The organism is Alkalihalobacillus sp. CinArs1, assembly GCF_947387515.1.
Classification (GTDB): Bacteria; Bacillota; Bacilli; order Bacillales; family Guptibacillaceae; genus Guptibacillus.
The window spans coordinates 877,914-900,285 of sequence record NZ_CANDOB010000001.1 but is presented as its reverse complement, the minus strand read 5'-3'; the positions used below and the strand labels follow the sequence as shown (position 1 = coordinate 900,285).

General features: G+C 43.5%; 22 protein-coding genes. 15 read left to right on the top strand and 7 right to left on the bottom strand.

What is annotated here, in order from left to right:
- The first annotated feature begins 61 nt into the window (after positions 1-61).
- Positions 62-658 (top strand): sulfite oxidase-like oxidoreductase, encoded by a 597-nt coding sequence (locus tag PFZ69_RS04680; RefSeq protein ID WP_270179850.1) that lies wholly within the window; start codon positions 62-64, stop codon positions 656-658.
- 26 nt (positions 659-684) lie between these two features.
- Here PFZ69_RS04680 and PFZ69_RS04675 read toward each other — a convergent pair whose 3' ends face one another.
- Positions 685-2,064: an N-acetylmuramoyl-L-alanine amidase gene (locus tag PFZ69_RS04675; RefSeq protein WP_270179849.1), complete on the bottom strand. Its 1,380-nt coding sequence runs from the start codon at positions 2,062-2,064 to the stop codon at positions 685-687.
- 96 nt (positions 2,065-2,160) lie between these two features.
- Positions 2,161-2,745, bottom strand: coding sequence for a YiiX/YebB-like N1pC/P60 family cysteine hydrolase (locus PFZ69_RS04670; RefSeq protein WP_270179848.1), 585 nt, complete (start codon positions 2,743-2,745; stop codon positions 2,161-2,163).
- 139 nt (positions 2,746-2,884) lie between these two features.
- Here PFZ69_RS04670 and PFZ69_RS04665 point away from each other — a divergent pair, with 139 nt between their 5' ends.
- The 11 genes from PFZ69_RS04665 (at position 2,885) to PFZ69_RS04615 (ending at position 15,303) form a co-directional block, all read left to right on the top strand.
- Entirely contained in the window at positions 2,885-3,598 is a 714-nt protein-coding gene (locus PFZ69_RS04665) for a hypothetical protein (RefSeq protein ID WP_270179847.1), read from the top strand.
- Between the two features lie 216 nt (positions 3,599-3,814).
- Positions 3,815-4,504, top strand: coding sequence for a DUF4867 family protein (locus tag PFZ69_RS04660; RefSeq protein WP_270179846.1), 690 nt, complete (start codon positions 3,815-3,817; stop codon positions 4,502-4,504).
- A complete protein-coding gene (locus PFZ69_RS04655; protein ID WP_270179845.1) occupies positions 4,497-6,278 on the top strand; it encodes a solute:sodium symporter family transporter in 1,782 nt (593 codons plus the stop codon). The genes PFZ69_RS04660 and PFZ69_RS04655 overlap by 8 nt, the downstream gene beginning before the upstream one ends.
- A gap of 27 nt (positions 6,279-6,305) precedes the next feature.
- A complete protein-coding gene (locus PFZ69_RS04650) occupies positions 6,306-8,348 on the top strand; it encodes an alpha-glucosidase (RefSeq protein WP_270179844.1) in 2,043 nt (680 codons plus the stop codon).
- Positions 8,349-8,441: 93 nt separating this feature from the next.
- Positions 8,442-9,785, top strand: a complete 1,344-nt coding sequence (gene sftI / locus PFZ69_RS04645) for a sulfoquinovose isomerase (RefSeq protein ID WP_270179843.1) — start codon at positions 8,442-8,444, stop codon at positions 9,783-9,785.
- Between the two features lie 13 nt (positions 9,786-9,798).
- The gene (locus PFZ69_RS04640) at positions 9,799-10,962 is read left to right on the top strand and encodes a diphosphate--fructose-6-phosphate 1-phosphotransferase (protein WP_270179842.1); all 1,164 of its coding nucleotides are present in this window, start codon (positions 9,799-9,801) and stop codon (positions 10,960-10,962) included.
- Positions 10,952-11,680, top strand: coding sequence for a GntR family transcriptional regulator (locus tag PFZ69_RS04635; RefSeq protein WP_270179841.1), 729 nt, complete (start codon positions 10,952-10,954; stop codon positions 11,678-11,680). Before PFZ69_RS04640 ends, PFZ69_RS04635 begins: the two co-directional genes overlap by 11 nt.
- A gap of 16 nt (positions 11,681-11,696) precedes the next feature.
- Positions 11,697-12,590 carry a class II fructose-bisphosphate aldolase gene (locus PFZ69_RS04630; RefSeq protein WP_270179840.1) on the top strand — a complete coding sequence of 298 codons (894 nt, stop codon included), beginning with the start codon at positions 11,697-11,699 and terminating at the stop codon, positions 12,588-12,590.
- Positions 12,591-12,606: 16 nt separating this feature from the next.
- On the top strand, positions 12,607-14,040 hold the full coding sequence (locus PFZ69_RS04625) for an aldehyde dehydrogenase family protein (RefSeq protein WP_270179839.1): 1,434 nt from the start codon (positions 12,607-12,609) through the stop codon (positions 14,038-14,040).
- A 74-nt stretch (positions 14,041-14,114) separates the two neighbouring features.
- The gene (locus PFZ69_RS04620) at positions 14,115-15,023 is read left to right on the top strand and encodes an AEC family transporter (RefSeq protein WP_270180618.1); all 909 of its coding nucleotides are present in this window, start codon (positions 14,115-14,117) and stop codon (positions 15,021-15,023) included.
- Positions 15,024-15,162: 139 nt separating this feature from the next.
- Entirely contained in the window at positions 15,163-15,303 is a 141-nt protein-coding gene (locus tag PFZ69_RS04615) for a hypothetical protein (RefSeq protein WP_270179838.1), read from the top strand.
- A 32-nt stretch (positions 15,304-15,335) separates the two neighbouring features.
- Here PFZ69_RS04615 and modB read toward each other — a convergent pair whose 3' ends face one another.
- The gene (modB, locus tag PFZ69_RS04610; protein ID WP_270179837.1) at positions 15,336-15,998 is read right to left on the bottom strand and encodes a molybdate ABC transporter permease subunit; all 663 of its coding nucleotides are present in this window, start codon (positions 15,996-15,998) and stop codon (positions 15,336-15,338) included.
- 5 nt (positions 15,999-16,003) lie between these two features.
- Complete coding sequence (modA, locus tag PFZ69_RS04605) at positions 16,004-16,747, bottom strand: molybdate ABC transporter substrate-binding protein (RefSeq protein ID WP_270179836.1); 744 nt, start codon at positions 16,745-16,747, stop codon at positions 16,004-16,006.
- A 417-nt stretch (positions 16,748-17,164) separates the two neighbouring features.
- Here modA and PFZ69_RS04600 point away from each other — a divergent pair, with 417 nt between their 5' ends.
- Positions 17,165-17,494 (top strand): hypothetical protein, encoded by a 330-nt coding sequence (locus PFZ69_RS04600; RefSeq protein WP_270179835.1) that lies wholly within the window; start codon positions 17,165-17,167, stop codon positions 17,492-17,494.
- Positions 17,495-17,518: 24 nt separating this feature from the next.
- Here the strand turns inward: PFZ69_RS04600 and PFZ69_RS04595 are convergent, their stop codons facing one another.
- Positions 17,519-18,346, bottom strand: coding sequence for an alpha/beta fold hydrolase (locus PFZ69_RS04595; RefSeq protein ID WP_270179834.1), 828 nt, complete (start codon positions 18,344-18,346; stop codon positions 17,519-17,521).
- Between the two features lie 176 nt (positions 18,347-18,522).
- The gene (locus PFZ69_RS04590; protein ID WP_270179833.1) at positions 18,523-19,863 is read right to left on the bottom strand and encodes a sodium-dependent transporter; all 1,341 of its coding nucleotides are present in this window, start codon (positions 19,861-19,863) and stop codon (positions 18,523-18,525) included.
- Positions 19,864-20,163: 300 nt separating this feature from the next.
- On the opposite strand from PFZ69_RS04590, the gene yugI reads away from it, so the two are divergent.
- Positions 20,164-20,577, top strand: a complete 414-nt coding sequence (yugI, locus tag PFZ69_RS04585; RefSeq protein WP_270179832.1) for a S1 domain-containing post-transcriptional regulator GSP13 — start codon at positions 20,164-20,166, stop codon at positions 20,575-20,577.
- Positions 20,578-20,617: 40 nt separating this feature from the next.
- Here the strand turns inward: yugI and PFZ69_RS04580 are convergent, their stop codons facing one another.
- Positions 20,618-20,848, bottom strand: a complete 231-nt coding sequence (locus PFZ69_RS04580; protein ID WP_270179831.1) for a DUF378 domain-containing protein — start codon at positions 20,846-20,848, stop codon at positions 20,618-20,620.
- Positions 20,849-21,008: 160 nt separating this feature from the next.
- On the opposite strand from PFZ69_RS04580, the gene PFZ69_RS04575 reads away from it, so the two are divergent.
- Entirely contained in the window at positions 21,009-22,172 is a 1,164-nt protein-coding gene (locus PFZ69_RS04575; RefSeq protein WP_270179830.1) for an iron-containing alcohol dehydrogenase, read from the top strand.
- Positions 22,173-22,372: the final 200 nt, after the last annotated feature.

Below are 22,372 nucleotides of genomic sequence, written 5' to 3'. Positions count from 1 at the left end.
TTCCCTGTGTTTTTGTTATGATAGAAATAGTTGGAAATGCTGAGGATAGGGAGGGTGAAAAATGTACTTTGGGAAGGAAAAAGAGCAGAACGAAGGTCGAGTACCGCCGAATCAGAAGGTAACGTCAGGGTGGCCCGTTCTTCACGTTGGAAATGTTCCTTACTACAACGATGACTTATCGAACTGGAGTTTAGAAATCAAAGGGTTAGTCGAGCGACCGACTGTGCTATCGTTCGAAGAGGTGCTCAAGCTTCAGGGAGTGGAAAAACAGAATGATATCCACTGTGTAACAGGATGGTCGAAGTTTGATAATCGCTGGACAGGCGTTTCGACACGTGTACTCGCAGAACACGTGGGTGTGAAAGAAGAAGCGAAGTTCGTCATGCTCATTGCAGAAGAAGGGTGGACGACGAACCTTCCGATCGAGGACTTTTTGCATGAAACGAGTTTACTCGCTCATTCGCATAACGGTGAGCGGCTGACGCCTGAGCATGGGTATCCTCTGCGAGCAGTGATTCCGCATCTCTACTTCTGGAAAAGCGCGAAGTGGATTAGAGGCATCCGCTTTCAATCTGAGAATGAGCAAGGATTTTGGGAGCGGAATGGCTATCATATGTATGGTGATCCATGGAAAGAACAGCGTTTTGCGTGGGACTAAAAAAACGTTCGGATCAAACCGAACGTTTAGATAATGATATCTTTAAGAACTTTATTCAGTTTCTCGATCGCCGTCTCCATGTCTGTGATCGACGATTGAACCATTTTCTTGTATAGCGTTAGGATCATTTCACCATAAGTGGTGCCTGGCACCGCCCATTTCCCATTCAATGCTTGCCACGTTGTAGCAGATCCTCGTTGTACTAATGAGAAGCGAGGGTCTACTAGTTTTTCGCCAGCTGGAATCGGATCTTTTGAGCTGTATGCATAAAGGTGTTGGATGTGTGCGAGTACGCCGTCGGAAGGTGTATCGAACGAAGCTCCTTTTGCTCCTCCACCTGTAGCGCCTATCCCTGCATAGTTGTTTTGTTCTGGCGTCACATCTCCTGTGAAGCGGAAGAAGTTCGTTTCATGTAGAGCTTGAGCGAATGCGATATCTCCTCGAATACCATAGCGTTTACTGTGTACGAGATAATAAGCGGCGAGTAATGGGGCTTCTGGGTTTACCGACCTAGCATAATTGTTCATATGTGCTGCAGCTAGTTCGCTGTTACCAGCGATCGGATACCCTTTGTCAGGTTCTGGCTCGGGAGGCGGTGGTTCGACTGTACCTTCTGTATAGATGAACGATTCGATCCCGATCGTCTTCAATTTCGCAACGAGATCTTCTGCATTCGATTTCTCAGAAAAGGCACCGACTTGAACGCGGAAGTAAGTGGTTCCCTTGATAACGAGTGATGTGATGAATGAATCGAAACCTTTGGTAGCTAAGAATGCTGCTCTTTCTTCAGCATTTTCTCTTTCTGTGAATGATCCGGCAATGACTTTGTAGAGCGTTCCTGAAGGTGGCGGCGTCTTTTTGGGTAGGTTCAATGCTTTAGCAGTACCTTCTGCAATCGCTGTAGACACATCTTTTATAAAAATTGAATTGTTTAATAGGTTCAGGTCTGTGTCATTGTCTACAAACAAGACTTCAAGTAACAGGGCATTCATTTTTGTTTCGCGTAACACATGGAAGTTCGCGCGTTTCTTTCCTCTGTTCGGGATTTTATATTTATTGAGAATAGTAGAAGCGATGGTATCATGAATAACATTCTGGATTCGAACGGTTTCCGCAGGGACGGTTCTGTTGTAGATGAAGCTTTCAAAACCTCGTCCTCCAGCTGCGTTGTTGTGGATACTAAGATAAAAATCAGCATTCCTTGCATTCGCAAAATCAGTTCTCTGTTTTAGCGAAACCGTTTGATCCGCTGTCCTCGTTAAAATGATATCTACTTCATATCTTGATTCGAGCGTAGCTTTGACGAGTAGAGCGATCGATAGGTTATACGTTTTCTCAAAAAACCCCTTATACGTTGCACCTGAGTCAGACCCCCCATGTCCAGGGTCTATGATGATTCGTTTCAACCTAATCCCTCCATTAACTGTGCATTAATAATAGTATATTATTTCCAATTTTATGCGATTGGACGAAGTGTACAAGTTAGAAGAGAAATAGGCGCATTAAAAACGTAATCGATAGAGAGGCTGAACGTCTGGTGCTTGAGCGATATGCTTAGGGTAAATAAATCCACGTCCATCATCAGGAAAAATAAGACCAGCCTGCTTGTAGCACTCATGGATAAACTCTGAACAAATATAGCGATCATTAGGAATCGAGCGTAAGTCGCCCATCACGACACTTGCGAGTATCTTCAGTATTTCTTCATGATCGTAACGTTTCCCTGATAAGTCCGCTCCCCGTTTCAGCATCGCTTCCGTCTTTTGATTCGTTAAATGCTTTACACCACTATGTCTCGCGAGATAGAGATCTCCCTTGTATGGTGCGCCAGTATTTTTATAGTCTTGTATATAGTGAGAAAGAGGGATGATGCGTACACCGTAACTTTCCACGCTTTCCATCATCATGACGCGATCCATCCATCTGAATAATAGTCCCACATGACTAAAGCGAGAGTTCGAAACTTTTTTTATGATATTACTTACTGGATAACTTCCGCTACATAGTAGAAGATCTGCAGTTATGATCTCTACGCGCGCATCATCATATTTCTTTACTGGTGCGTGCTCAAAACGGTCTGTTGTCATGAACGAAACCCTCCTTCTTAGGTCCATTACTAAGTAGTTGGATAATTTTTCTTGTATCCCTCTTTTTCATGTGAAAATTCAATAAAACAGTTGTCTACGATCGATGCTCACACTATAGTTAAGGGAGGAGGAGAATGATATGGACGTTTTGAAAATCATCGTAATACTTGCCTTTCTGTTTATGACAATCAATATTATTAAGCCGTTCATCGGTTCAGTTACGAGGAAACGAGCTGCGTTATATGCAGGCTTTTGGGTCATTCTTTATTTGCTCGTTTGGGGAGTCCCTGGATTTATGGATTCATCTGAAGAAGTCTCAGGTAAAAAGGATGGAGACGTCGAGCAAGAAGTCCCTAAGCATGAAGAAGAAGTACCTGCTGAGGAAAAAGCGGAAGAAGCGAAGCTCGAAGAAGAGGTCGATTTTGATATCGATTCGATCGAACAAATCATCGATGTTCCAGGTTTACTCGGGCTATCTCGAGAAGAATTTACGAACAAATTAGATAAAGAACTTGAAAACAATACAGAAGACGCAATGGTCATGACGTTTGAAAATGGAGAAGTAACGTTTGAAGAGAATATCGCAAAAGAGATAACGTACTATCCAGAAGGGCTGCAATACCCAGAAGATAATCGCATGTTACTCGCAAGCCTCGGGTTCGATATTAAAGAATTGAAAAAAGGCTCGAATCCCTTCGAAGACCTTGTGACGTTTTATTTGATCGGCGGGTTCTCAGATGTAACGATTTCCGCTGTGGAAGATGAGGGAACAGAGGGGGCGATCGAGAAGATCTATATCAAGAAAGAAATCTATCCAACACCTGTCCCTGATGAAGAGGGCGAAGAAAACTAAGTTTTTATTTGGAATTATACAAGTTTTATAGTTTAGAGATTGGCGTTCCTAAACCAAGGAACGTCTTTTTTAATGCCTACTAAAATAATGCTCCATTCAATTCTATTTAAACAATTTTCTAAAAACTGTTGCATTTTTGTATGCGGTTACAATATAATGTGTAAAAGGTTATGATGTTTACGTAAACGTTATTACTAATGAGCGGAGGGATTCGATGTGATTGATGTGTTAGCGGAATTGAATCAGCACCTTGAGTTAGAAAACGTACATAGTGAAGCTTTCATTCCCTATGGAATAGTCCTTAGTGACTTCCCTTATGATGAGGTGGCTCAACATATGGAAAAGACGGTTATTCCTGAAGAAGGGAATCGATACGTTCCATCTCATCCAGATCTAGAGGATGAAGCTCTCAAAAGCTTCGTTGAAAAACGCTATTATGGAGGGATGAAGGTACAAATTGGTTATTGTAATGGAAATAATTCTTCACTTGGGGGTCTTGAGTATCATAAAGGAAGTGAAATTAACGTTGCGATAACCGATCTGGTTCTCTTACTTGGTCATGCGAATGATATATTCGACAATAGTTACAACGTAAAGAAAATCAAGGCATTCTTTGTTCCAGCAGGTTCTACAATTGAAATGTATCAGACCACACTGCACCTTGCGCCTTGTAAAGTAAGCGAAGCTGGGTTTAAATGTGCGGTGATTCTACCAGAGGGAACGAATACGCCGTTAGATGATGCTGAAAAGGGATACGATCCTCTGCTTTTTATGAGAAATAAATGGCTTCTTGCACATAAAGAACATGAGCGCTTCATGAAACTAGGAGCACATAACGGAATTGTTGGTGAAAACATCACGGTTGCATATCCGAGTAAAGAACAAAGGAGGAAGTTGAATGTCTAGTATCACCTTTACACTTGTCTCATGCGTTTTCTTCATGGCACTCGTAGCCTGGGTTTCCTATTTGAAAACTAGAAATTCAGTCAATGATTCAGATGGGTACTTTCTAGCTGGTCGCGGACTTACAGGAGGCTTCATCGCTGGTTCTCTCTTATTAACAAACTTATCAGCGGAGCAGCTCATCGGGCTGAATGGACAAGCTTACCGAACGAACTTATCCAACATGGCCTGGGAAGTCACTGCTGCATTTGCAATTGTCATTATGGCTCTCATATTATTACCTAGATACCTTGGCGGTGCTTTCTCCACACTTCCTGAATTTTTAAGTAAACGTTATGATGAAAGCGTTCGCAGGTATACGGTGATTCTGTTTATGCTAGGATACGTATTTGTCACGATTCCATCTGTTTTATACTCTGGTGCTCTTGCTATTCTTAGATTGTTCGACGTGCCATCATTATTTGGCATCTCATTTGAATCATCGGTTTGGCTCGTTATTTGGGTGATCGGAATTATTGGCGCGTTATACGCGATCTTTGGCGGGCTAAAAGCAGTTGCTGTTTCTGACACATTGAATGGAATCGGACTTCTATTCATCGGCTTAATCGTTCCTGTTTTAGGGTTCTTCGCACTAGGCGATGGCGATTTTCTAAAAGGAATGAAGACGATCGCTACAGAAAGTCCTGAAAAGCTAAACTCAATTGGCTCGAGTACAGACTCCGTTCCGTTCTCTGCGATTTTTACCGGTATGATCTTTATGAACATGTTCTACTGGGGGACAAACCAGTACGTTATCCAGCGGACGCTTGGGGCAAAGAACCTTGCTGAAGGACAAAAAGGTGTTTTGCTGTCAGGCTTCTATAAGTTGACTGTTCCGTTCATGATGATGATCCCTGGTGTTATTGCTTTTCATCTATACGGCAGTTCGATGAATCCTGTCGATCTCGCTTATCCGACCGTCGTATCAAACTTACTACCAACATTCATGTCTGGTTTGTTCCTTGCTGTTCTTCTCGGAGCAGTATTCTCAAGCTTTAACTCACTTCTAAATAGTGCAGCAACCATGTTTGCACTCGATGTGTATAAAGCAGGAATCAACAAAAACGCAACTGACCGTCAATTGATCAACGTGAGTAAATATTTTGGAAGCGTTCTCGCGCTCGTTTCGTTCTTCATTGCGCCGATGTTGATGAACGCTCCAGATGGTCTTTGGGACCTCATCCGACGCTTTACTGGATTCTTTAACATTCCGATCATCGCTATCGTTCTGGTCGGTATCGTTTCAAAACGAATTCCAGCGCTCGGTGCGAAGATTGCAATTATCTTCCACGTCGTCACGTACTATATGCTCGTATGGGGCTTAACACAGATGTTTGGTATTGAAATCACCATGAACTTCATCCACATTTCAGCAATTCTCTTTGTGATCGAAGTGGCGATCATGATGGTAGTAGGTCGAATTCGCCCGCTAAAAGAGGCCTATCAGTTCCGAGCGAATCCGAAAGTGGATATGGTGCCTTGGAAATATACGATGCCGGTTGCGGTCGTTCTTATCAGTCTTGTTGTGATGGTATACATTCTGTTTTCACCGATCGGCGTGGCGTATGCAGGAGGAATCGTGTCCGGATGGTTCTGGCCAGCCATGCTAGGAACAACGTTAGCAGGGGCCCTTTGCTACGTACTTGCGCTCAAATCATGGAACAAGAAATATTCGAGTTATGTAACGCGGAAGCACAATGAAGCCGTTGAAGTAGATAAGAAGTTTAGAAGTGCTTAAATCACTATGTTGTAGGAGGCGTTTATTTTGAAAACAAAAGAGGCTCAAAAATTATTTGAAGTGAACCAGAATGGAGAAGAATTCGACGTACAACTCGACGGTCGTTTATTGTTTAAGCACTCTCCAGCGAAACCTTTCATCTTTGTAGGGAGTGGCGAAGAGACGATCGATATGTATAGAGGGAATTTCAAAATAAAAGATTACGTGGTTGAGAGAGTAGCGCTTCGATATGCAACTGTAAGACATGAGGGAGAAACGTGTAGGATTTCGTTCCGTCACTTCTCTCATGATCACGAGCTTCTAACGATGGTCCTAAAAAAAGATGGAGAAGGTCTGCGGGTTTCATTCGAACTCGTTGACCCCCTCTTCAATCGTTTCTGGGTACGTGTCGCGGCAGATGCAGAAGAGAAAGTTTATGGTTGTGGAGAGCAGTTATCTTACTTCAACTTGCGTGGAAAGAACTTTCCGCTTTGGACATCAGAGCCGGGTGTTGGTCGTAACAAGTCTACGTACACCACATGGCAAGCAGACGTGAAGGATCAAGCGGGTGGAGATTATTACAATACTAACTACCCTCAGCCAACCTATGTATCTACTAATAAATATTTTTGTCATGTAGAGACAACTGCCTTCGCAGATTTTGATTTTCAGCGTGATGATTTCCACGAGCTTCATATTTGGGAAGCACCTGCATCGATTCTTTTTGAAACAGGTGAGTCGTATAAACGTTTAGTAGAAAAACTAACTGCTCGTCTTGGAAGACAGCCGGAGCTTCCTGACTGGACGTTCGATGGCATCTGGCTTGGTATGCAAGGTGGCACGGAAATCGTTCAAAACAAAATTGATCGAGCACTAGAAAAAGGAATGAAGATCGGTGCTCTTTGGTGTCAAGATTGGCAAGGGAAACGGGAGACGTCATTTGGCAAGCGACTGATGTGGAACTGGAAATGGAACCCTGATATGTATCCAGAACTCGATCAAAAAATTAAAGAGTGGAAGCAGCAAGGGATCAAGTTCCTTGGCTATATCAATCCATACGTTGCAGTTGAAGGACACCTTTATAAAGAAGCTTATGAAAAAGGGTATCTTGCGACATCGCTAGATGGAAGCGATTATGTTGTAGACTTCGGTGAATTCGACTGTGGAGTCGTCGATTTTACAAACGACGAAGCGTGCGAATGGTATCAAAACGTTATTAAAGAAAACATGATCGATTTTGGAATGGATGGCTGGATGGCTGACTTCGGTGAGTATCTTCCGACAGACCTGAAGCTTCATAGTGGCGAGTCCGCGACAATGATGCATAACGCATGGCCAGTCATGTGGGCGAAAATCAACCATGATGCAGTGAAAAAAGCAGGTCGCTGGGGAGATATCGTATACTTCATGCGTGCGGGTTATTCCGGTACGCAGGGGTATTGTCCACTTCTATGGGCAGGAGATCAAAGCGTAGATTGGAGTCTTGATGATGGTCTCGCTTCTGTTATTCCTGCAGCGCTATCTGCTGGGATGAGCGGTAACGGTGTTCATCACAGTGATATCGGCGGATACACGAGTCTTCACGGCAACAAACGGAACAAAGAGCTTCTCCTTAGGTGGGTCGATATGGCGGCATTCACACCAGTTATGCGTTCTCATGAAGGGAATCGTCCGGATGATTGCTGTCAGTATGATTATGACGAGGAAACGCTGAATCACTTTGTGAAGATGACGAATGTATTCACGACGTTAAAGCCTTACTTAAAAGCTCTATCAAAAGAAAATGCGGAAAAAGGTATTCCGATGCAGCGTCCATTGTTTATGGAGTATGAACATGACGAGAAAACGTATGACATTAAGTATCAGTACATGCTAGGGGCTGACCTTGTGGTTGCACCGGTATACGAAGAAGGAAAAGAAACGTGGAGTGTCTACCTTCCTGAAGACGAGTGGGTACACTTTTGGAGTGGGAAAGAGACGAATGGTGGCACGATTGAAGTAGACGCACCACTCGGTGAAACGCCAGTTTTTTATCGTAAAAACTCTACTTACGCAGATCTTTTCAAAAAAGCTGCCGAAAATAAAATATGAAATAGAATAATAAAAGGTAATAACCTATTTTAAAAGGTTATTACTTATGATACAGTGTAGGTAACGAACAGCGTAGAAAGGTTGTGACCAATCGTGCCAAAAACGAGCATTTTGTATGTACCGATCGGAAGAAAAACATTTGATCTTGAAGCGGGAGAAGTTCAGAGAAAGAAAAGCTCTGAATTTCTCCATAATGTAACAGAGAATGTCATTGAACCGGATGAGATCATCACTTCTCCAGAGGACCTTGATGCGTTTCTTGATACCGTTAACAATGACGAAATTATCGCAAGTATTTATCAGAGCGTTACGTTTGCAGATGGGGAATTTGTTGAAGCACTCATTAAGAAGGTAGACGCGCCAGTTGTCGTTTGGTCAGTAAGAGAGCCGAGCGTTGGCGGAAGGTTACGATTGAATTCACTAACTGGCGGCAATAGCACGAGTCATGTTCTTAGGTGTGCGAGCCACCCGTTTAGTTTTGTATTTGGAAATGCAGATGAAGCACAGGTTCAAAAGCGCTTGAAGATTCAACTCAAAGTCCAAAAGGTAATCGAAGACCTCAAAGGACTACGAATCGGTGTAATCGGAGAACATCCTCCAGGCTTTTTCTTCTCAGGAACAGATGAAGAAGCTCTTCATAAGCATTTAGGAGTCACCGTGAAGAATTTTGACCTTAACAAAGCGTTTGAAGAGTGTGTGAAGCTTCCACATGAAAAATGGGAAGGTGCGATCGAACGAGCAGAACAGCAGGTCATCGGACTGAATCGTAATGAGGAGACGGTACAGCGTTTCGCTCAGTTTACTACATACGTTCAGGATCAAATCGATGAAGCAGACGTTTCTGCCCTTGCTATTCGCTGTTGGCCAGACTTTTTCAACGAACTCGGGGCTGCAGCATGCTCGACACTGTCTCAATTTACAGAAGATGGTGTGGTGTCGTCGTGTGAGTCAGACATTCACGGCTCTGTCTCCATGTTCATCCTGCAACAGCTAACAGGTAGCGCACCATATCTTGGTGACATGGTACACGTGAATGAAGCGAGTAATTCTGTTGTGTTCTGGCACTGCGGAGCGGGAGCTTATTCACTCGCACATCCTGATCAAGGGGCAAAACCTGGGGTACATCCAAACCGTAAGCTTGGTTTCACGATGGAGTTTGGATTGAAGCCAGGGCGCGTGACGATGTTCCGAGTAGGGTATACGCCTGAGGGATACCGTCTTCTAGTGATGCGAGGAAATGCTCTCGATACACCACAGCGTTTTAACGGAACGTCAGTGGAAGTTGAACTTGAAACAGAAATCAACGACACGTTGTACGGTTTGATGGAAGAAGGTTTCGAACCGCACTATGCGATCGTTTACGATGACGTGGCTGAGGAGCTAGTCGAGCTAGGTAAACAGCTAGGACTAAAGACCACTGTCTATACAAAGAACTGAAGGAGTGGGGTGCATGAAGAAGGTCGCTGTTGGCCAGGCGGGGGGACCTACGGCCGTAATTAATGCTACTCTCGCAGGGTTTGTTAAAGAGCTTGAACGCGATCACGCCCTGCTTTTTATCAAGAATGGCTATGAAGGATTGGCAGAAGGCAGCTACTTTGGAGGCGATGATGGTACAATCAGGAGCATTTCTCTTCATCGAGATGTTCCAGGTGCGTGTCTCGGATCAGGCCGTTATCCTCTCACAGACGAGCATATTGAAAACGGTGTTCGTCGACTTAAAAAAGAAGGCGTTGATGCGCTTGTCTTTATTGGTGGCAACGGCACGATGGAAGCACTGAAAAAAGTCGATAGAGAAGCGAAAAAACAGAATTATCCCTTGCAAGTCCTGGGCCTTCCGAAAACGGTCGACAATGATCTTGGTGAAACCGATCACGCACCTGGATTTGGAAGCTCAGCAAGATATGTTGCACAGGCAACGAGAGATATGAGCCGCGACCTTGCATCGATGAAGAACTTCGAGAAAGTTCGCGTGCTCGAAACGATGGGGAGAAATGCTGGATGGCTAGCAGCAGCCTCAGGTCTTCTTCAGAAATACGAAGAGGATGGACCACATGTTATCGCGATTCCAGAACGGCCACTTGAGCGAGAGGCTCTATTGGAAGGAGTCACGAGCGCCCTCAGTCGTTATGGTCATGCGACTGTTGTTGTGAGTGAAGGTGTTACGTGGAGTCAGGGCTCACAAGTGCAACGGGAAATCGTTGATGGGCGACCAGTTCTTGGTGGAATTTCAAATGACATCGCCGCTTATTTAAAAAAAGAGTGCAACGTCATGACGAGAGCAGAGCTTTTAGGAATGAATCAGCGGAGTTTTTCAGCTGTTGTATCTGACATCGATCGTGAAGAAGCTTATACTGTAGGTAGAGTTGGTGCAGAATGGATTCGTGATGGGTTATCGAATGTTATGGTTTCCATCACTCGTCATTCCCACCATCGATATGCTGCTCGCATGATTCCTGTTCAGCTCGAAGCTGTTGTAAAAGCAGGTGAACGCGTGATGCCTGAGCAGTTCATACAAAATCGAAAGCTGTACTATGAGTGGTTGAAACCGCTGATAGGAGAGGATGTGTCAGTCTATCCTCCACCGCTAAAAGGAGACGAAGTGTATGTCGAATGAACAGTTTACTAAAGGTGAAGCCCTCTACCTACAAATAAAAGATATCTTGATCGATCGGATTCAAAGCGGAGCATGGAAAGCGAATGAATTGATCCCGACCGAACAAGAATTAATAAAAGAATTTGGTGTCAGTAGGACAACGATCCGTCAGGCGATCACCGTTCTTGTACAGAATGGTCTTCTAGAGAAGAAACAGGGCAGAGGTACGGTTGTTAAACCTCAACAGCTCGTTGGTAACCTCGGCCAGCTAAAAGGATTTGCAGAAGAAGTAATGGATCGAGGTTCTGTTCCAAGATCAAAATTGATTCGAGCAGAGTTTAAAACGAATCTTTACCATGAAAAAGAAATGCTGCAAGTACCAGAAGATGCTCCTATCCTTTTAATTGAGAGAATTCGTTTTTCCGATGATACCCCGGTTGCACTCGAGCGTAGCTGCTGGCCGGAAGAAATCGGACAACTTTTAATGAAGCATGACTTGAATGAAGCAAAGTACTACGAAATTTTAGAGAATGATCAAATCTATTTGAATCGTGCGAACGAACGTATCGCTGCGATGAACGCGACGATCGATGAAGCAGATTTGCTTGCGATTCGACCTGGAGAGGCGTTGCTTGAAATGACACGACTCAGTTATGGGCTGAATGATCATCCCATGGAATACACAAGAACAAAATATAGAAGCGATCAGTACCACTACCATATTGAACTGAAACGATAAGAAGGGAGCATATCACATGCCATTTATTGATGGAAAAACGATGCTTGACCATGCTTTTCAAAACGGGTACGGAGTAGGTGCCTTCAGTGCACATAACGCAGAGACTGTCGTCGCGATATTGGAGGCGGCAGAAGAGGAAAAAGCCCCGATCATGATTCAGGTCGGGCAAAAGGTTATCCAAACACTTGGAATGGAAGCATTAAAAGCTCTGATCGACACGTATGAAAAAAATTACAACGTTCCAGTAGCAATCCACCTCGATCACAGTCGTCAGTTCGAACAAACGATGCAAGCCGTTCAAATGGGCTTTCAATCTGTGATGTTCGACGGTTCAGGTCTTTCGTTTGAAGAAAACACCGCTACTACGAAAAAAGTGGTGGATATCGCCAGAGCCCTAGGAATTGGATCAGAAGGTGAAATCGGTAAGATCGGTGGAACTGAGGATGACATCACGGTTGATGAAAAAGATGCACTCATTACAACAACCGAAGAGGCTGTTGCATTTGTTGAAGCAACAGATGTGGACTATCTAGCTGTATCAATCGGAACGGCCCATGGTATCTACAAACAAACACCGAACCTTCGCTTTGATCGTTTAAAGGAAATTGTTGACGCGGTTAAACGTCCGGTTGTTCTTCACGGTGGTTCTGATGTTCCTGATGAACAGGTACAACGTGCCATCTCACTTGGAATCGCAAAAATAAATGTTGATACGGAACTCCGTCAGGCATTTACAAGAGGTGTGCAAGAAGCATTTGCTGAGAACCCTGACGATATCGTACTTGCAAGTTCCCTTGGCCGAGGTCGAGAGAGAATGAAGGAAAAAGTTCAAGAGAAGATCCGTGTATTTGGTAGCCAGAACAGAGCAGAAGAACTTTTAATAAACAAAAAGGTCATTACCATTTCTTGAGGAGGATGATGAATCGATGAGCACACAAACTTCAGTACGTACATATGGCTTGTATATTAATGGCGAATGGCGAGAAAAAACACAGACAGATGATGTATTAAATAAATACACGCAAGAAGTTACCGCAAAAACAGCTGTAGCAGAAGAACAGGACGTTAACGACGCAGTCCAGGCAGCTAAAAAAGCTTTGAAAACCCCTTTTTCACCATATGACCGCTATACTGTATTGATCAAGGCAGCCGCAACCTTACGTGCTCGTCAGGATGAGCTTGGTGAAGTGCTCGCTAAAGAAGTAGGGAAACCGTTTGCGGAGTGTAAAGGTGAAGTCGGACGTGCGGCACTTACGCTTGAAGTATCTGCAGAAGAAGCGAAGCGTATCCACGGTGAAGGGATTCCAGTTGAAGCGGCACCTGGATCTGAACAACGTCAGGCATTTACGAGACGTTTTCCAATCGGGGTCGTAGCAGCAATCACTCCATTTAATGTTCCTCTTAATCTAGTATGTCACAAAATCGGTCCAGCGATTGCGGCAGGAAACAGCGTTGTGCTAAAGCCAGCAGAAGTGACCCCTGTGAGTGCAATCCTCTTAACTGAAATCATGGAAGAAGCAGGTCTTCCTGCTGGTCGGTTGAACCTTGTAACAGGTGAAGGTTCAACAGTTGGTGAATGGCTTATTGCCAACCAAGACGTGAACATGTTTACATTCACAGGCAGTCCACGTGTAGGACAGTACATTCGTGAGAAAGCGGGCCTTCGTAATGTTTCACTCGAGCTTGGGAACAACTCGGCAACAATTGTCCACCACGATGCTGACATCGAAACGGCAGCAACGCTAGCAGCACAGAAGAGTTTCAACAACGCGGGTCAAGTTTGTATCTCTGTTCAGCGTGTGTATGTTCATGAGGATCGTTACGAACCATTTCTGAACAAAATGAAGGAAGTTACGGAAGGGTTGGTCCTCGGTGACCCAATGGATGAAGCAACGGATATCGGTCCGATGATCGCAGAGCGTGAAGCGATTCGTGTTGAAGGATGGGTGAACGAAGCGGTCGAGCAAGGCGCATCAGTCGAAACCGGTGGAAAACGAGACGGGGTCTTCTATCAACCTACGATCCTCACAAACGTGAACGATGATATGAAAGTTTGTCGTCAAGAGGTCTTCGGTCCAGTGGTTGCTGTGAGTACGTACAAGTCAGAGGACGAAGTAATCGCTCGTGTAAACGATTCGGAGTTCGGTCTTCAAGCAGGTCTATTCACAAACGATTTAGCATTCACCCTAAAAGCGATCAATGAGATTCACGTTGGCGGACTAATTATCAACGATACCTCAGGATACCGAGTTGATCATATGCCATACGGTGGCGTTAAGAAAAGTGGAACTGGAAAAGAGGGACCACGTTACGCAATCGAAGAAATGACAGAAGAAAAAATCGTCGTGTTTAACGGGTAGAAAGGAAAGGGATCCATTATTTTGGATCCCTTTTTATCAGTAGTGGATGCGTTACAAGGTGAAGGAGAATGAGTATGTCGATCATCACGATTTTGTTACCGATCTTTTTTGTGTTTGGTGTTGGGTATGTTGCGCAGCGTTTTCTGCAACTTGAGACGAAAGTATTATCCAGACTCGCGCTTTACGTCCTCGTACCAATCTTAGTATTTCGAACGTTTTATGAGCAGGAAATCGACTCGTCTTATGGATATCTTTCACTCTATATGCTCGGACTCTGTTTTACATTGATCGCAATCGTTAGTATTCTATCGAAAATCTATCGCTTCACAGAATCTGAGCGTTGCGGACTTGTCCTATCGAGCGCTTTTATGAACAACGGAAACTACGGAACCCCACTCATCCTGTTTTTATTTGGAACAGTTGCAATGGAAACGGCCATTGTATTAATGGTTTTACAGCAGCTTTTGATGAGTACGCTTGGTGTTTATTATGCTGCAAAAGGTAGCCCAGATCATGATGGCTTTAAGGCAGCACTTAATGCAGTGCGGAGGATGCCGATGGTGTATGGTGCAATTGTTGGCTTATTGTTTCAATATTTTAATGTCCCGCTTGGCACAATTGCAGGCGGAATCGATTTGATTGCGGATGCTGCTATCCCAGTCATCATGGTAACGCTCGGTATGCAACTTCGTAATATCACCGTGAAATCGATCGACTGGCGAAAGCTATCGACGGCCCTTTCTCTAAAACTAATGATCGCACCTGTCATCGCAACAGGAATCGTCCTACTGATGCCTGTGGATACGATGACAAAACAGATCATGATCATCATGGCAGCGACACCAACTGCTGCAAACACAACGATGTATGCGATCCAATTCCAAACTGAACCTCAAAATGTCTCGAGTGCCACGTTGGTATCAACCTTATCGAGTCTCGTGACAATGCCAGTGGTGATTTATTTAGCTACAACTTTAATGTAGGGGCGTTCCTAAACCAAGGAACGTCTTTTTATTTAGGAGGATCTTAAATTGGAAGTAAAAAGTTGAGTGTAGAAAAGAGGGGATTTGTAAAAGATATGGAAGATTAACGTGTACTGATAAAACGCAAGGAGGCGATTGAATGAACGACAAACCAATCCATTATGATGGTAGCTCTGTTCTTCCCTCTAATTCGTCCGGTGGCGAAATCAAGCCACCATTCAAACTTACAGATGATACAAGAAAAGTGATCAGCGGTAATCCATTTCACCAGCAGAAATAAGTAAAAAAGGTGACGGGTGCCCGTCACCTTTTTTATGTCCTCGCGCTTACGCGGTAGCTAAGTAACAGCATCACCATCGAGATCAGAATTGTAATCGCGACCCATGACCATGCTAATCCCATTTTTCCAGAATCGATGGCCACGTAGATCGCTGTCGGCATCGTCTGAGTTTTACCAGGCAGGTTACCTGCGAACATCAGCGTTGCCCCAAATTCTCCTAAAGCCCTAGCGAAGCTAAGAATGACCCCTGATAGCAGTGCGTTCAATGAGAGCGGAAGAGAAATGTACCATAGCACCTTCCATTTCCCACCTCCGTCAACCCTTGCAGCATCCTCTAAATTCGAATCGATGGCTTCAAAACCAATTCGTGCCGTTTGATACATGAGTGGAAACGCCACGACACTTGACGCTAGAACGCCAGCTTGCCAGGTGAAGACGAGCGGATGGTGAAAGATTGCCTCAATCCATCTGCCAACGGGACTGCTTGCTCCAAATCCAATTAACAGGAGAAACCCAACAACTGACGGAGGCAGGACGAGGGGAAGCATGAGCAGTGTATCGACTATACTTTTTCCTCGAAACGTTCGGTTCGCCATAAAACGACTAACGGCTACGCCAAGAATCGTGACGATGATCGTTGAGACAGTCGCAATTTTTAATGAGATAAGGATAGGATCGATAAAAGAAGAGGGCACGTGAATCACTCGTTTCGTTTAAATCCATAGTCTTCAAATATTTGCATCGCTTGCTCACTTTTTAAATAGGTGAAGAATGCTTGAGCAGCTTTCGGTGCACCTTTCACAACACCAGCAGGATACGTGATCGGTGGAACGTGTTCTTGCGGTACTTCAGAAACAATCTTAACATCCTTTGAAACCTTGTGGTCGCTACTATAGACGATTCCTGCTTCGGCATTGCCTGTTTTTATATATGTAAGAACTTGTCTAACATCTTTTCCGTAAACTAGCTTTTCCTCTAGGTCGTTCCAAATCCCCATCGATGTGAAGGCTTCTTTTGCATATGCACCTGCAGGGACCGTTTCAGGTGTCCCAATCGCGATTCTCTTCGTTTCTGAAGAGAAAAGGTCATCCCATTTTGTAATCGGTGAAGTCTTTTTAGAAATAAGAACTAAAGAGTTGCTTAAAAGTTCTGTTCGATAGGAAGAGTCAATGTCATCTTCAACCGCATTGAAATGTTCGCTTGAGGCAGAAACAAACACATCGATTGGCGCTTCTTGTTTGATCTGATTCGCTAATACCCCTGAAGAAGCAACGTGTAGGGAGATATCAATGTCATTTGTCTTCTCATATGTTTCGATCACTTCTTCCATCGCATCACTTAAACTGGAAGCAGCAGCGATCGTAATCGTTTCTTCTGAATTCTGATTCGATAGACACCCGGCGAGAATAAGGAAAGTAATCGCTAGTAAAATACGGAACGTCATATGTGAAAATCCCCTCAATTAATCTTTCATTTATTATAGCGAAAAAATCTTTTGTTTGTGTTATATCATTTTTCAATGGAAGATGGTAGATTTATGTCTTGGAGAGATAAATCTACCATCTTTGAGGTGATGGGGGAAATGGATGAGTTTAGCAATTTTATTTCGTCATTTCCTTGGAAATATTGACGAATTATATAAGAAAATACCGAATAGCTAGTGCTTAATTGTAAGATAACTACTAAAATGGAAATAAGAACAATTCGATGGTTTAACGCATGTTATGTTTCTAATTCTACCTCTAGCTCCTACATATTTCATGATAAAATAGATGAATGTAGACAAAGAAGGCAGGATGAACGACGGTTAAATCGAATTAGTTTATATGACTCAGCTTCCGAATACGAGAGAGGGAATAGAATGAAACAAAAACGCATGTTTAGACTGGCACTAGCTGGTAGTGTTTTGAGTGTCATCGCAGCAGTGCTTTCCAGATTCGATATTATACCTCTATTTCACTTACAAGATCTTTCATCTATAATCGCGTTTCTTTTTCCTATTGTGGCGATCAGCGGTTGCTATCTCGTGAGGTCACGTCCGATCGTCGGGGGATTCTGTTTGCTAGTTTCTGCAGTAGGAGGCATTATCTTTTTATCCGTCTTTTATATTATACCTGCTGCGTTTTTAATCACTTCAGGATTTTTGAGTATCCTTCTTAAAGACGAAACACAATTAGTTACAGACAAGTAACCGCTCCAACTTATGGAGCGGTATTTATTTTGCCAAAAACGATCGGATGGCATCTGCGGTCTTGTCAGGATGCTCTTCTGATATGAGATGGCCTGTATGTGGAAAAACGAGTAGTTCAGCATCAGGTAAATCCTTTTTCATTCGTTCACCTACACGCAAAGGGACGAGGCGATCATCTTCACCCCAAATGAGCAGGATTGGAAAATTAATCTTATTAAGCGTACTCGTAGACAGATCTTCTTCACGTTCTCGAACCAATTTGGCAAGGGCATTGTAAAATCCTTTTTCACTAAAACTCGTTGTATACCCATCGATCACCTCTTGCGTGAGGAGCTTATGGTCATAGACAAGGTGTTGAAAGTTCTTTTGGATGTTGATCGAACTCATGCCGATACTGAGGCAAAAAGGGAAAAAAGGGAGATACGAGCACAGTCTCAGTGGCAGCGATGACGATTTAATGTAGCTTGAGCTGCAGAGAAGAATAAGCTTTTTAACCCGTTCTGGGTGTTGGATGCATGTACGAAGTGCGATTTGCCCACCCATGGAATGACCAATCAAAATGGCTTTCTCGATGTTGAACCTTTCCAACAAGTCATTTGCAAGGCTCGCGTATTCATGAAGCGAGTAGTGGATCGAACTGATTTTCTCGCTTTCACCGAACCCGGGTAAATCAAAGCAGAGAAGGTTGAAATCCGTATAGAGGAGAGGAAAGAGTTTTCGAAAGCTAAATGAACATGAAAGAAAGCCGTGGATGAACACGAGCGTGTCTGCATCTGGCTTATTCGCGCGATAATACTCATACGAAATCGTCACATTTTGTATATCGATCGTTTCTTTAGACTGTACGAACATGTTCCCTCGTCCTCCCTCCTATATATACTCTGTATCATAAGTTTGGCTTAAAAGAGAGCTGATTATGAGCAAAAAAAAGACGAAGCATACGCTTCGTCATCAATAAGGGGGAATATAGATAGCTTAATAATACTGTTATAGCCATTTACTCCGTCTTTTATACATGATTTCGTAAATTAATATGAAAGTAGTGATGTAATCAATACGATCGTGATCGCAGCTGGGACAAAATAGCGAATCAGTACGTACCAGATCGGGAAAATGGTTTTTCCGATTTTTGAGCTCATCATCACTTCATTCGCGAGGATGTCTTTTTTCATCTTCCACGATACGAAGATGGAGATGAATAATGCGCCGATTGGCATCAGCAAGTTACTCGCAAGAAAATCCATCACATCGAATATCCCTCTTCCCAAAAGAGAGACTTCCGCAAATACCCCGAACGAAAGGGCAGAAGGTATTCCAAGAAGGAAGATGAAGAACCCAGAGATCCAAGCTGCTTTTTTCCGATTTCCTTGTCGTTTTGTGACAGTCGAAACGATGATCTCTAGCAGAGAGAACGCCGAGGTTAACGTTGCGAACAATAGCAGTGCCATGAACGTACCTAGGAAAAGGTTTCCGAACGCCATCTGATTAAAGACGGCTGGTAGTACGGTGAAGATCAGTCCAGGTCCACTCGAAGGTTCGAAGCCAAATGAAAATACGGCTGGGAAAATCGCGAGACCTGCAAGAAACGAAATAAAAATGTTCAAGCCTACAACGGAGAAGACCGATCCTGTAATATTCGAGTTCTTATCGAGATAAGAACTGTACGTTACCATAAGGGAAATCCCGACACTCAGTGCAAAGAATGACTGGCCAAGTGCATCGAGCACGCCTTCAGCAGTCAGTTTTGAGAAATCTGGTTGAAGGAAGAAAGCCACACCTTCTATCGCGTTCTCAAGTGTAAGAGATCGAACAACAAGTACAATAAAAAGGATAAAAAGTGCTGGCATCATGTACTTACTCGCTGCTTCGATTCCTCTCTTGATGCCGAATTGAACAACAGAAATCGTAATGGCTAGAAACGCCGCCTGGGATAACAGAGCGGTTGCTGGATTTCCGATAATGGATTCAAATAGAGAGCCATACACGTCATTTTCGAGGCCAGTTAGTGACCCTGAGAAACTTCTTAGTAAGTATGTTAAAACCCATCCGCCGATAACGCTATAAAACGAAAGAATGATAAATGAAGCTACAACTCCAAGGTATCCGAGTGCTTTCCACTTCGGATTTCCTGAAATGTCTTCGTAAGACGCTACCGCATCTTTTTGTGAATGTCTTCCTACTACAAATTCTGCAAGGAGCATAGGCGCTCCAACTAAGAATGTGAAAAGTAAGAAAATAAGGAAGAAAGCTCCTCCGCCATTCGTACCTGCCATGTAAGGGAACTTCCATAGCGCACCGAGCCCGATTGCTGATCCTGCTGATGCTAGGATGAACCCGAAGCGGGAAGACCATTGCTCGTTCGTACTCATATTGTCACCTCTATTGTAATAAGTCGCATTTACACACTATAGCCAACAGTTCATCCAGCGTCAATATCAAAAAATTCTGTTATGATTTACCACTTCGCAGTAAAGCAGGTATGACTGGATTTATAGCGGATATTCTTGTTAAAATAGTTTTGAAAAAAGTTTGAGAAACGCCGTATTCTCTCTCTTGATATTCCCTATTATGAACGGTATGATTCTAGTGAGTACAAATCGTGTCTTTTGTTTTAGAAGGAAATCTGTGTTATACTAGTTAAGTTGAAAAAATTTGTTAGGAGTGTTTTCATGGCAGAACAATATAACGTCGGTGATATCGTAGAAGGGAAGGTAACAGGTATTAAGCCTTTTGGTGCGTTCGTAGCAATCGATGACCAAAAGCAAGGTCTTGTTCACATCTCTGAAATTTCTCACGGCTACGTAAAAGAAATCGAAGAACATCTTTCAGTAGGAGACGAAGTTAAAGTTAAAGTTCTTAACATAGAAGAAGATTCTGGTAAGATCTCTCTTTCTATCCGTGCTACTCAGCCGAAACCTGAAAGACAAGAAAAGAAACCTCGTCCAGCTAGCGGCGGTAACAAGAAGCAACAGCAACAAGCTTCTTCTCCACAAGGTTTCAACACGCTTGAAGACAAGCTTAAAGACTGGTTGAAAGAGTCTAACGACCGTCAAGCGCAACTTAACAAGCGTCTTAAGAAGTAATGACTAACGAAGAAGGCAGCCAACATGGCTGCCTTCTTTTTTAGGTTGTGGAACGATCAGGTTCTCTTGATAGTTCTTCTGTTGGCTTGAATAAGAGTGTTAAGCAATAAAGACCACTAAGTCCTACAAGACCATACACGATTCTAGCCAGTGCCGTGTTCTGCCCTCCGAAGATGGCTGCCACAAGATCGAACTGGAAGAAACCGATCAGCCCCCAGTTGATCGCTCCAATAATAACAAGTGCAAGAGTAAATCGTTGTAGAGTACTCATGAGTATACCTCCTTTAGTTCTACATAGGTGTTCTTGTATAAGATAACTCCAATTTAAAATGTTATACCTTTCACAAAAAATATTGCCAAACAGATTTCTTTATTTTAGTACAGAGTTAAGGCATAATAAGACGTGATTTAGCTTGAAAGGAGAGAAAGCATTGAATAACTTTACTTTTCAAAACCCAACGAAACTAATCTTCGGAAAAGGGCAACTAGAGGCCCTGAAGACAGAAATACCGCAATACGGTAAGCGTGTCTTAGTCGTTTACGGCGGAGGAAGCATTAAGAAGAACGGTATTTACGATAACGTGATGAATATATTGAACGAGCTTGGCGCAGAGGTTTCTGAGCTAAGCGGTGTAGAACCGAACCCGCGTCTTACAACGGTACACAAAGGTGTCGAGATCTGTAAGAACGAAGGCATCGATTTCATCCTAGCCGTTGGTGGCGGTAGTGTGATCGACTGCACGAAAGCGATCGCTGCTGGTGCAAAATACGATGGCGATGTGTGGGACTTCGTAACGAAGAAAGCTGCTCCTGAAGCTGCACTTCCGTTCGGAACGGTTCTAACACTTGCAGCAACTGGATCTGAAATGAACCCAGGTTCTGTTATTACAAACTGGGAAACGAATGAGAAGTACGGCTGGGGTCACCCACTCGTTCATCCTCAATTCTCAATCTTAGATCCAGAGCATACGTACTCTGTACCTACAGACCAAACGGTTTACGGTATGGTGGATATGATGTCTCACGTACTTGAGCAATATCTCCATTCCGAAACGGACACAGAGCTACAAGAAAACATGCAGTTTTCTGTACTGAACACGATTAAAGATGCAGCACCTAAGCTACTTGAAGATCCAAAGAACTACGATCTTCGCGCAACAATTATGCTAAGTGGTACAGTTGCTCTTAATCAGTCTTTACAAATGGGCGTTCGTGGTGACTGGGCTGCTCACAATATCGAGCATGCTGTTTCAGCTGTATACGATATTCCACATGCGGGTGGTCTCGCAATCCTATTCCCTAACCTCATGAAACATGACCTTGAAGTGAACGTAGGTAAATTCAAGCGTCTTGCAGTTAACGTGCTAAACGTTAGTGAAGAAGGTAAAACAGATCGCGACATCGCTCTTGAAGGAATCGATAAGCTAAGCGAATTCTGGACAAGCCTTGGTGCACCAAACAGACTAGCTGACTACGACATCGATGACAGCAAGCTAGATTTAATCGCAGATCGCGCGATGGCAAATGGTGCATTCGGTAACTTTAAATCACTTGAGCGTGATGATGTTATGGCGATTCTAAAAGCTTCACTATAAAAAATGTGGAAAGGCCGTTCGATCAGAACGGTCTTTTCGTTTGGAAAAGCAGCTTGTAATATTTTTCGTAAGTGGCTAATTTTAGCAAGTTATTCGTCATTTAAAAGAAAATTTCAAAGCGTAATCGCTTACATGGGTCAGTCTTCTTGATTTAAAATTCTTCTTTCGATAAAGTGAAGATGAACATCTATAACGAACAA